This window comes from Actinokineospora spheciospongiae (assembly GCF_000564855.1).
Lineage (GTDB): Bacteria > Actinomycetota > Actinomycetes > Mycobacteriales > Pseudonocardiaceae > Actinokineospora > Actinokineospora spheciospongiae.
The window spans coordinates 1-11195 of sequence record NZ_AYXG01000060.1; the positions used below are offsets into that span (position 1 = coordinate 1).

The 11195-nt window shown below is 71.7% G+C and carries 7 protein-coding genes; 2 read left to right on the forward strand and 5 right to left on the reverse strand.

Annotated features, from left to right (window positions below):
* Positions 1–407 precede the first annotated feature (407 nt).
* Complete coding sequence (locus tag UO65_RS08155) at positions 408–3425, reverse strand: AfsR/SARP family transcriptional regulator (RefSeq protein ID WP_233427481.1); 3018 nt, start codon at positions 3423–3425, stop codon at positions 408–410.
* Between the two features lie 115 nt (positions 3426–3540).
* Here UO65_RS08155 and UO65_RS08160 point away from each other — a divergent pair, with 115 nt between their 5' ends.
* Positions 3541–4782 (forward strand): hypothetical protein, encoded by a 1242-nt coding sequence (locus tag UO65_RS08160; RefSeq protein WP_152552016.1) that lies wholly within the window; start codon positions 3541–3543, stop codon positions 4780–4782.
* A 98-nt stretch (positions 4783–4880) separates the two neighbouring features.
* Here the strand turns inward: UO65_RS08160 and UO65_RS08165 are convergent, their stop codons facing one another.
* The 4 genes from UO65_RS08165 to UO65_RS08180 all read right to left on the reverse strand — a co-directional run bounded on the left by UO65_RS08165 (position 4881) and on the right by UO65_RS08180 (position 9629).
* Complete coding sequence (locus tag UO65_RS08165; RefSeq protein ID WP_035280219.1) at positions 4881–6482, reverse strand: aminotransferase class I/II-fold pyridoxal phosphate-dependent enzyme; 1602 nt, start codon at positions 6480–6482, stop codon at positions 4881–4883.
* Entirely contained in the window at positions 6479–7813 is a 1335-nt protein-coding gene (locus tag UO65_RS08170; protein WP_035280220.1) for an NAD(P)/FAD-dependent oxidoreductase, read from the reverse strand. The genes UO65_RS08165 and UO65_RS08170 overlap by 4 nt, the downstream gene beginning before the upstream one ends.
* A 327-nt stretch (positions 7814–8140) precedes the next feature.
* Positions 8141–8620, reverse strand: coding sequence for a hypothetical protein (locus tag UO65_RS08175; RefSeq protein WP_035280222.1), 480 nt, complete (start codon positions 8618–8620; stop codon positions 8141–8143).
* Positions 8621–8933: 313 nt separating this feature from the next.
* On the reverse strand, positions 8934–9629 hold the full coding sequence (locus UO65_RS08180) for an NAD(P)-dependent oxidoreductase (protein ID WP_035280224.1): 696 nt from the start codon (positions 9627–9629) through the stop codon (positions 8934–8936).
* 726 nt (positions 9630–10355) lie between these two features.
* On the opposite strand from UO65_RS08180, the gene UO65_RS08185 reads away from it, so the two are divergent.
* Positions 10356–11060, forward strand: a complete 705-nt coding sequence (locus tag UO65_RS08185) for a response regulator transcription factor (RefSeq protein WP_233427482.1) — start codon at positions 10356–10358, stop codon at positions 11058–11060.
* Positions 11061–11195 lie beyond the last annotated feature (135 nt).

Consider the following 11195-nt stretch of genomic DNA (forward strand, 5'->3'; position numbering starts at 1 on the left):
ATCCACCCACCCGGGCATTCTGGCGCCGGGCCGGCGGTTTGTTGGGTGGTCGGTGGCTGCGCCGCTGACGGCTCGGGGTGGCTGGCCGCTGGCCGGTGGCTGGCGGGGTGGTCGGTGGCTGCGCCGCTGACGGCTCGGGGTGGCTGGCCGCCGGCTGGCGGCTGGCGGGGTGGTCATCGGCTGCGCCGCTGAGGGTTTGGCGTGGTGGGTTGCCGGGCCGGCGGTTGCGGGGGTGGTCGGCAGTTGCGCCCGGTGGGTTCGGGTGGCTGGTCACCGGACCAGTGTTTGGCTGGGTGGTCGGGTGCTGCGCCCGGGTGGGGTTCGGCGGGGCAGGCGGTGGCCTGGGTGGTCGGCTCCGGGGCAGGCGGTAATGGGGATGTGGGCCCGTCCGTGGGGACGGGCCCACGTCAGGGGCCCAGCAGGGACTCGGCCTCTGCGGTGGCGTTCGCCTGGGTGTACAGGCGGGCGGCGGTTTCGCGGTGGTGGCGGGCGGTGGTGGGGTCTTCGCGGCGCTGGGCCACCTCCGCGAGGTCGCGGTGCAGGTGGGCCTCCTCGAAGTGGTCGGGGACGCGTTCGCGGATTGCCTGGGCTGCTTCGAGGTGGGTCTGGGCGGCGGTCAGGTCGCCCGCGAGCAGGTGGGCGCGGCCCAGGTGGCCGAGGGCGCAGGACTCGCCGTGGCGGTCGCCGACCTCGCGGCTGATGGTCAGGGCTTCCTCGAAGTGGTGCCGGGCCTGGTCGTGGTTGTCGAGGTCCAGGTGGGCGATGCCGATGTCGAGGAGGGTTTCCCACTCCAGCCAGCGGTCGCCGATATCGCGGCAGATGGTCAGGGCGCGGTGGAAGTGTTCCAGGGCCTTTTCCTGTTCGCCGGTTTGCAGGTGGGCCTCGCCCAGGGCGTCGAGGGTGCCCGCTTCCAGCCTGCCGTGGCCCAGTTCGCGGAAGCCCGCCAAGGCCTCGTGCAGTGGGGTGAAGGCGGATTCGGCGCGGCCCATCTGGGTGTAGGTGTGGCCCAGGTTGCGTTGGGACAACGCCTTTCCCAGTGCGTGACCGGCGGTGGCGCAGCGCTCGACGGCCAGCAGGTGGGCGGTGACGGCCTCGTCGAAGCGGCGCAGTTCGGCGTAGGTGTTGCCCATGTTGTTGTGGATGTGGCCCTGGCCCACCACGTCGTCGATGGTGTGGGCGACGCGCAGGGCCTGTTCGCTGGTGGTGAGGGCGTCGTGGAGTCTGCGGGTCATGGAGTGGGCCACGCCCAGGGCGCGCAGCATCTCCGCCTCCGCCGCGGGCTCGCCCAGCTCCGCCGCCGCGGCGGCGCCCTGCTTGCACAGCTCGACGCGCTCGTGCCAGTGGCCGGTGGCGTCGTAGAAGCTGGTGAGCAGGTAGGTCAGTTGCCAGGCCGCGGTCAGGTGGCCGCCCGCCCTGGCCTGCTGCACCACCGGCACCAGGTTGCCCCGCTCAGCCTCCAGGAAGGCAAGGGCGCTGTGCTTGTCGGTGAAGGGCAGCTCGGTCGGGACGTGGCGGACGACCGGGGTCACCTGGTCGCGTTCGGGGTCGACCAGGCGGTTCGCCGCGTCGGCCACCGCCAGGTACCAGTCCACCAGGCGGTCGGTGACGTCGCAGCCGGGTTCGCGGACGTCGATGGACTGGCGGGCGAAGTCGCGGATGAGGTCGTGGAAGCGGAAGCGGCCGGTGCCCGCCCTGGTGACCAGGTGCGACGCGGCCAGCTCCGCCACGGCCCGCCTGCCGTCGGCGGGGCTCAGGCCGCCCAGCGCGGCGCCCAGGTGGGTGCTGAACGTGGGGCCCGGGTGCAGGCCGAGCCTGCCGAACACCCGCGCCGTGCCCGCGGGCAGGGGCTCGTAGGCGCTGGCCAGCACGGTGCGCACGGTGCGGGAGTCCCCGTCGACCACCAGGCCGTCGAGCCGGTGCGGGCCGGTCAGCTCGGCGGCGAACTCGGCGATGGGCCGCGCCGGGTCGCCGAGAAGCCGGGCCGCGGCGATGCGCAGGGCCAGCGGCATGCCGCCGCAGAGGCGGGCCAGCCGGGCCGCTGAGCCGGACTCCCGCTCCACCCGGTGCCCGCCGACCACGTTGCCCAGCAGGGACACCGCCTCGTCGTCGCGCAGGGCGTCGACCACGACGACGCGGGTGGCGTGCCGGGCGGCCAGCGCGGCCATGCCCAGGCGGCTGGTGACCACCAGCAGGTTCCCGTCGCCGCCCGGCACCAGCCGCAGCACGTCCTCGACGCTGCCCGCGTTGTCCAGCACGACCAGGCACCGCCTGCCGTGCAGCAGCGAGCGGTACAGCGCGGCCCGCTCGTCGGGTTCGGCGGGGATGCGGTCGTCGGGCACGTCGAGCACCCGCAGCAGGTGGGCCAGCGCGCTGTGGGCGGGCACGGCCCGCCGCGGGTCCTGGCCGCGCAGGTCCACGAACAACTGCCCGTCGGGGAAGCGGTCGACCACCCGGTGGCCCCACTGCACCGCCAGCGACGTCTTGCCCATGCCCGCCGGACCGGTGATCACCACGATCGGCGGTTCGTCGGCGGTGGCCAGCACCTCGTCCAGGGCGGCCAGTTCCGCGCCCCGGCCGGTGAAGTGGCCGACCCGCGCCGGGAGCTGCCGGGGCGGGACGGGCGCGGCGGCGGCGGCCGGGGGCGGCGGGTCGAGCACGGGCTCGCGCCGCAGGATCGCGGTGTGCAGGGCGGCCACCTCCGGGCCGGGGTCGACCCCGAACTCCTCGGCCAGCGTGTGCCGCAGCCGCCCGTACACCTCGAGCGCGTCGGTGTGGCGGTTGCAGCGGTACAGGGCCAGCATCTGCAAGCCGACCAGGCGCTCGCGGGTGGGGTCCTGGGCCACCAACCGGGGCAGTTCCAGGGCGGCGGCCTCGTGCCCGCCGCAGCGGATCTCCGCCTCCCACAGGTCCTCGACCGCCGAGCGGCGCAGCTCCCGCAGCCGCTCGACCTCGTGCTCACCCCACCCGACCAGGGCCGCACCCGCGAACGGCTCGCCCCGCCACAGCTCCAGCGTCGCGCGCAGCCCCTGGGCGGCGCGCTCGGGGGCGCCCCCCGCCAGGTCGCGGCGCGCGGTGGCGACCAGCTCGGCGAAGCGGTGGGCGTCGACGCACCCGGCGGGCAGGTCCAGCAGGTAGCCGGACTCGCGGGTGCCGAGCACCGGCGGGGCGCCGCAGGCGGCCAGCGCCTGCCTGATCCGCGCGACGTGGCTGTGCAGCGTGCGCAGGGCGGTGCGCGGCGGGTCCTCGCCCCAGAGCACCTCCACCAGGCGGTGGAAGGGCAGCACCTCGCCCGCGTGCAGCGCCAGCACCCCCAGCACGGCCCGCTGGCGGGTGCCCGACAGCTCGGCCTCCCCGTCGGGACCGTGCGCGGACACCGGCCCCAGCACCCGGACCTCGCACAGCCCGACCTGCTCGGTGCCGGTCACCGCGTTCCCCGCGAACGGGCCACAACAGCAGCACAACAGGCCGACAACGTCGCCTCCGTAGACCTATGAGTGCACGGCGGGCGGCGCTCGCCGGACGACCAGGAAAGGTTTCCCGATGAAAACACACCTCCGTTCTCGTTCGTACCCCGCGTGGCGCTACGCCCTGCCCGCGGTGGCGGTGGCCGCGGCGATGACCGCGACCCTGGTGTCGCCGGGCGCCGTCCAGGCGGTCGCCGACACCGCCGTGACCGCAGAGGACGCCGACCACCCGATCGCAGAGGGACCGGGTGACCTGCGGGACCCCCAGGCCCTGATCATCGCCCAGGAGGCCGACCAGGCGTTCCGCCTGTCGCTGACCACCGCCGCGGCCAACCCGGACCAGGTGTTCCCGGCGGGCTCGATCGAGTCCATCCTCCAGGCGGGGGTGCGCTCGCTGCCCGCCGAGCGCCAGGAGCGGACCCGCCGCGGCGCCCAGTCCCTGCTGGCCGCCGACGTCGACACCCGGGTCGCCGAGTTCGGCCGCTACGGCCGCCTCGACCCCGCCGCGTACGCCCGGCTGGGCTTCGAGGGCGCCTTCCGCGACCTGCCGGTCGACTGGGCGGCCCTGCGCCGCAGCCTCCAGGCCGAGGCGGACCGGGTGCAGGCCGAGTCGGCCACCACCACCCGGCACGCGTTGGACGTCGCCGCGGCCGAGGGCGTCGACCCGACGGCGGCGAATTCGACGCTCAAGGGCCTGAGCCTGCAGATCAGCTCCATCAAGGCGGTGAACTCCAACGAGTACTTCGGCGACGAGATCCGGCTCGGCGGCAGCACCGTGGACCACAAGGGTGTGACCAAGAAGATCGCCCCGTTCACCGTGATGAACGACTTCGACTCGGGTGAGATCAAGGTCTACCAGCCCTCGCTGACGTTCTCCTACGCCAACCTGATCGGCCACGAGGCGTCCGCCCCCGCCACCGTCTGCGACGTCCTGCTCATGGCCGACGCCGACTACGGCGGCTTCGCCGACGCCGTCAACGCCGCTTGGGAGAAGGTCCAGGCCCAGGTCCTCGGCGCGATCGAGGGGTTCATCGGCACCGCGCTGAGCGTGTACCTGTCCAAGGTGCTCGCGGGCCTCCTCGGCAAGGTCATCGCCTGGCTCGTCGGCAAGCTCCTCGGCTGGCTCATCAAGCTCTTCATGGACGACGTGTTCACCCCGGCCAAGGCGTGCATGACGATCCCGCACCGCTACGCCCACATGTACGACAACAACAAGCTGGCGGGCTGGGACAACCTCCGCACCTCGACCAAGTCCATCTGGTTCACCGCGTCGAGCACCTCCTACCGGATGAACGTCCACTGGAAGGTGCACGTCTGATCCGACCTGCCGGACCAAGGCCGTGAGCGGGGAACTCCCCGCCCACGGCCTTTCCACGTGTACCAGCCTTTCCGCGTGTGCCTGCCTTTCCGCGCGTACTAGAACGAGTTGCCGAACGCGCTGGACAGGTACTCCTTCGCGTCGCGCAGGGCCCCGTCGATGATGCGCGCCGCCTCCCGCGCCTGCTCGGGTTCGTGCGCGGCCTGCACCTGCAACCGGAAGCGCGAGGCGCCGGTCGGGGTGACCGGGAACTCGACCATGAACGCCAGCACCCCGCGGTCGAACAGCAGGCGGTTGACCGTCCTGGCCAGCTTCTCGTTGCCGATCAGGACCGGCACGATCGGGCTCGGGGAACCCATGCAGGTCAGCCCGCGGGTGGTCAGTTCGTCGCGCAGGGCGTGGATGGCGGAGAACAGCCGCCCGCGCAGGGCGTCGCCCTCGTCGGTGCGGATGATCTCGGCCGCCTTGAGCACCACCGCGGTCTGCACGGGGGACAGGGCGTTGGAGAAGAAGTGGGGGCCCGCGAACATCTTGACGTACTGCTTCACCGCGGGGGACCTGGCCGCGACGAAGCCGCCGTTGGAGGCGAAGGTCTTGGAGAACGCGCCCATGACCAGGTCGACCTCGCCCACCATGTCCTGGATGCCCAGGACGCCGGTGCCGCCGGGGCCCATCGAACCCAGGTCGTGCGCCACGTCGACGAGCAGGGTCGCGTCGTGGGCGCGGCAGACCTCCTGGAGGGCGGCGACGTCGGGCCAGTCGGCGTCCACCGAGAACAGGCCGTCGGTGATCACCATGATGCCGTTGCGGGAGTCGGTGGCGCGGATGCGGGCCAGGTGGGTGCGCACGGCTTCGACGTCGAGGTGGGTGTAGCGGGTGATGTTCCTGGTGGCCGCCCGCGCCCCCGATTGCAGGCACGAGTGGGCGAGGCGGTCGATGAGGATGTGGTCCTCCTGGCGGACCAGGCCGGTGACGGTGCCGAAGCCCGCCGACCACCCGTTGGAGAACAGCGTCACGTGCTCCAGGCCGACCAGCGCGCCGAGGGCCGCCTCCAGCTCGTCGGAGATGCGGGTGTTGCCCAGCACCATTGGCGATCCGGCGCTGTGCGGGCCGAAGTCGCGCATCGCCCGGACCGCCGCCTCCCGGATCTCCGGGTGGGCGTTGAACGACAGGTAGTCCTGCGAGTTGAAGTTGATGCCCCGGGCGGGTTTGCTCAGGTCGTTGGTGATGGTGGCGACCCCGCTGGGCGCCGCCTCCAGGACCCGGGAGTACTGCCAGGTCTCGGTGCGCCTGCGCGCTTCCACCCAGCCGTGGAACTCCTCGGTCCGGCCGAGCAGGTTGGCGCCGACGGGCCGGAAGAAGTCGTAGGCGTTCTTGTCGAGCGCGTGGTCCTCGTCGGGGTCGATCGCGGGCGCGGCCGCCGTCGCCGGTTCCCACATCGGTTCCAGGTCGGCGCGGATCGCCGGGTAGTCCTCGTCGAAGAACCGGGCCGCCTCTTCCGCCGGGAGGGTGTCCAACCCGTCCAGATCCTCCCACGGGATGTGCGAGGCCCAGTTGCGCATCATGTCCGACACCTCGCGTGCCGCCGCGGCGACGGCCTTGGCCGCGGCGAGCGGGTCGGTGGCGGCGGTGTCGGCCGCGGCGATGACGGCGGCGACGACCTCGCCGTCCTCGCGTTCGTGTGCGGCGGTGCGGGTCATCGGGTCCCCTCGGCTTCCGCGCGCTGGAACGGGTTGCGGTGGTGGTCGCGGTAGGTGGCCTCGAAGTCGGCGAACACGCCGTGGTCGCGCGAGGACTCCCTGGCCGTGTCGTTGAGCAGGAACACGTTGGACGGGTCGAAGAACTCCGAGACCGGCGCCACGTCGACGTGGGTGGCGATGAAGCGGTCGGTCTCGGCCTGGTTGCCGCGCAGGGTCGAGAAGAGCTGCAACTCGTCGTGCCGCAGCGGTTTCATCTCCGCGAGCGTGCACACGTAGTCGTAGTAGGCGGCGGCGGTCTGGCTGCGCCGCTTGGCTGCGTACCCGGCCATGGCGGTGTCCCGGTCGGACTCCCCGCCGAGCCACCGGCCGATCGCCGCCGCGGCCAATTCCGCGTCGCGCAGGGCGTGGGTGATCCCCAGCGCGGTGCACTGGTCCTTGAACGACTCGGCGTCACCGACGAGCACCCAACCGGGCCCGTGCAACTGCCGCAGGTACGCGGCCTGGTCGAGCGTCCCGTAGAAGCGCTCCTCCCGCGTGGCCGCCGCGACGGTGCCCGCCGCCTCCTCGCTGATCAGCCCGAGAGCGCGGTGGAAGTTGCCCTCGACGTCGGCCCGGAACCCCGCGGCCCACTCGCTCGGCCCCCACGCCAGCACCATGGTCCGCCCGTGGTTCGTCGAGGCCATCGCCATCCCCAACCTGCCCCGGCGGTGGATCTGCGCGGGGGCGTCGGGGATGCCGCTGAAGTAGCTCCAGTAGGCGAAGGTGCACCGGGGCCGCTCGTCGGACTTGCCGATGCCCAGGGCGCGCGCGACGAACGAGTTCCGCCCGTCGGCCCCGACCACCACCCGCGCGTGCTCGACCGTGCCGTCCCGCCCCTCGATGCCGACAACGGTGCCGTCGTCGTCGCGCAGCAGCTCCTTGACGGTGTACCCCTCGCGGAACTCCACCCCCGCCTCGACCGCGTTGTCGATCAGGATCTTGTCCAGCACGTGCCTGCGGACCGAGAAGTACTCCGTGGTGATCCCGTGGTCATCACCGTGCAGCAACCGGAACTGGTTGCGCAGGAGCTCCTCGGGAACGCTGCCGCGCAGGGCGATCCCGTCGTTGACGATGGTCACCTCGGTGTGCGCGGGTGTCACGGCTCGGACCTGGTCCAGCACACCGAGCCGGTTCAGGTGGGAAGCACCGTGCGGCCAGATGAAGTGCGTGGACAACACGTCACTGGGAAACCGCGACCGGTCCACCACCAACACCCGGCGCCCCTGCCGGGCCAGGTGCGTCCCGACAGCGGCGCCCGCGCACCGACCACCAATCACAACAGCGTCATACATGCGGCCATCCCAACAGCAACCCCCAACCGTGTACAGGGCCGAACGGCCGAGCGCACCCCCTGTGTCCACAACCGGCGGTCCACGGGATGGGTCCACCCTGGACGTCACTGCCCAGGAAGGACCGGGCCGTGGTCGGGTCCGCCGAGTGGGAAGAAGCTGTTGTGCGCGCTTCTCCTTCCCGGGGACATCTTTCATTCGATTGTCAGCGGTTCGCACACCGCGCGCCCGGGTGGAGTTCGGGGTTCCGCTCCGATGAAAACCCCCCATGGCACGAGACGGCTGGCCCACCTGGTGGCCGCTCCGGAGTTCACCTCCGGTTCCCGGGGATCAAGCTTGAGAACCCAGGCACTGTTCCCGGATCGCAGGTGGGGCGTCAGCGAGGATGGCAGAGGCCGTGCGGTGGTCGTCGCCGTCCGGAGCCCGGGTGAGCGCCCAGCGCAGGAGGGGGATGGCGTGGGCCGAGCGCAACAGCACCTCGGCCGCCCGCGCCCCCTTCGGTGAGGTGTCCCTCCAGGTGCGCAGCGCCTCGTCCGGGTCATCGACGGATTCCACCAGGGCGATGTCTCCTGGACGAGCCGTCACGCGCAGGCGTGTGGGGGCCGGCCGGACCGACGTGTACCCGAGGACAACCCCCCTGATGCGTGATCCCACCTCCGGCCACGGTTGTTCCCGCTGAGCCCAGTCCCGGATGTGGTCGCTGTCGACGTACCCCGGCAGGTCCAACGGACCGACCACGACGAGGCCGTAGTGGAGGTGCCGGGTCACGGTGGCCTCGACCACGTCGTACCGGGCAGGAGTTTCGCTCATGGTCTTCCGAATCGGTGCTCGCCGGTGGTCTCGGGATCGGTGGACGACTTCCGGTGGTCGCCCGGAGGCGTTGCGCTCACGACCACCCGGGTTGTCGCCGGGCGGGCAGTGCCACCCATGAGGTGTCGCGGTCGATCTCCTGGTGTGCCACGCCGGTGGTTTCCGCGGTGGCGGCTGGGGCGCCGGTGCCGGGGTTGCGGGTGTAGCGGGGGTGGGGTGTCCGGCTGTCCATGTCGCACCCTGGCAGGCGAACGGAACGGGACATCCGGGTTGCCGATTCCCCTTGGCTCTGCCTGAGAACGGCTGATCGGGGTCACTTGCCGATGCCGAAGGCTTCCCTGGCGATGATCTGGCGGGTGGTGGGGACGCCGGTGGTGGTGACGACCCAGGCCGTCCGGCAGGGGTGGTGGCTGTGCTCCGCCTCGCGCAGGAGGGCGTCGGCCAGGTCGGGGCGGGCGGTGAAGCGGCCCGCCGGGAGGGTGGGGGAGACGAGGTAGTCGCTGGTGGTGGTCGTGTCGAACAGGCCGTTGGGGCGCAGGACCGTCCACTCCAGGTCGGTGGCGCGGACGGCGTCCTCCATGCGGAGCATGTCGGTGTAGAGGGTCCGGCCCGCCAGGCGCAGCAGCGGGTCGACGACCCGGCGCTCGAACGGGCCGTCGCCGGGGGCGGGGGTCGGGTCGACGGCGCGGGAGCTGACGCAGACGAGGCGGCGGACGCCGAGGTCGGCCATGGCCCGGGTGATGGTGGTGATGCCCGCGGAGTAGACGGTGATCGGCTTGCGGCTGTAGGGGACGCCGATGGTCGAGACCACCGCGTCGCTGCCCGCGATGGCCGCGCGCACCGCGTCCGGGTCGCGCACGTCGCCCCCGGCGGTGGTCAGCCCGGGGGCGGTGAGCGGGAAGTCGGCCGGTCGCCTGGTCACCGCGGTGACCCGGTGGCCTGCGTCGAGCGCGCGCCGGGTGAGCAGCAGTCCCGTCGGACCGCTGGCGCCGAACACGGCGAGTTCCACGGTGCGTTCCTCCCGGGTCGGGGTCCGTACGGTCCGCGATCCTAGCCCGATGATCATGGTCCGGCGCGCGGGTTTCCGCGGTCGGCGGCACCCGGTGCGATGACCTGCGTGAAACCGTTGCCGGGATGGTCTCGGACGCGGCAATCGTTTCTTGGGTCTTCGTCCGAAAGCCCTGCTGAGAAGTCCTGAGTCCGGCTCGCACGACCGGTTGTCGATTTGTGATCGGCTTCACTGGAGTGGGGGTTTGAACTGCTCCATCACTTGCCGGTGTTCGGCAACGGGGCGCTGAGCTGCGAGGACGTCTCGAATCGCTGTTATTGACCGCCTTCTTCCGTCGGGGTTCGACTTTGGTTGAACACTCTTCGTGATCTGCCTGTGTCCTGCGTAACGTGCTGTGACCCGGGTCACAATAAGTGTTCGGAGGGTAAAAGGTTGGGCAACAATCGCAACGGTGAAAGTGGGGGCAATCGGTTTCACCGTGGTGGTGATCGGCGGTGTGTGACCGCACCGGGACGTGGGCGGCGACCCCTCCCGGCTGACCGACGCGACGACCATGTCCCCGCTGCGCCCGACACCTGTCGGGTGCTCCCGCGCGGGCGCCGGTTTGCCCTGCACAGTGCAGTGCAATTCGGCGGCCGGGGTCCGCGCGCGTACTGAGGTGAACGACCAAGGGGGTGCCGGTGGTCCGGCGGGTCTTCCGGCTCCATCACCGACAAGGAGCCAGCAGTGCGCGTTCTTGTGATCGAGAGCGATCGGGTCGACGCGGAGTCCCTGGTGAACGGGATGTCGCGGCACGGGTACGAGGTGTCGGTCGTGGGCACCGGTGCCGCGGGGCTCAAGGCGTTCCACCAGGCCGAGTTCGTCCTGCTCGACTTAGAACTGCCCGACATCGACGGGCTCGAGGTGTGTCGCAGCATCCGCGCGGCCGGTGACCTGCCGGTCATCGCGGTGACCCGGCGCGACACCGAACTGGACCGGGTGCTCGGCCTGCAGGCGGGCGCCGACGACTACCTGGTCAAGCCGTACGGCTTCCGCGAGCTGCTGGCCAGGATGGACGCCGTCCTGCGCAGGGTGCGGCCCACCCCGGCGGTGCCGAAACAGGTCTCGCGGGGGCGGTTGCGCATCGACGGGCACGCCAGGGAGGTGCGCCTGGGCGACGAGCGGGTCGCGGTGACCCGCAAGGAGTTCGACCTGCTGTACCTGCTGGCGTCCCAACCGGACAGGGTGGTCTCCCGCAAGCAGTTGATGTCGCGGGTCTGGGCGGAGACCTGGATGGAGTCCGCGCGCACCATCGACACCCACGTCAGCAGCCTGCGCAACAAGCTCGGGTCGCGGGACTGGATCATCACCGTGCGCGGCGTCGGGTTCCGGATGGGCTGCGCCGACCACGCGACCGTCGACCGTGCGACCGCCGGGTTTGACGAGTCGTGACGGGACTTGACGGGACTTGACACAGCCCTGTAGCGCAGCGCCTTGACCGGTCGGAGCCCGGCGGCCGACGATGGTGACAGTTCCACCGGATGTTCTGACAGCGGGGGAAAAACAGCCTCTCCCGCTTCTCCGGTG

Coding starts and splice junctions, on each gene's coding strand:
- UO65_RS08170 (WP_035280220.1), bottom strand. CDS start 7,813: ATGTATGACGCTGTTGTGATTGGTGGTCGGTGCGCGGGCGCCGCTGTC.
- UO65_RS08160 (WP_152552016.1), top strand. CDS start 3,541: ATGAAAACACACCTCCGTTCTCGTTCGTACCCCGCGTGGCGCTACGCC.
- UO65_RS08175 (WP_035280222.1), bottom strand. CDS start 8,620: ATGAGCGAAACTCCTGCCCGGTACGACGTGGTCGAGGCCACCGTGACC.
- UO65_RS08165 (WP_035280219.1), bottom strand. CDS start 6,482: ATGACCCGCACCGCCGCACACGAACGCGAGGACGGCGAGGTCGTCGCC.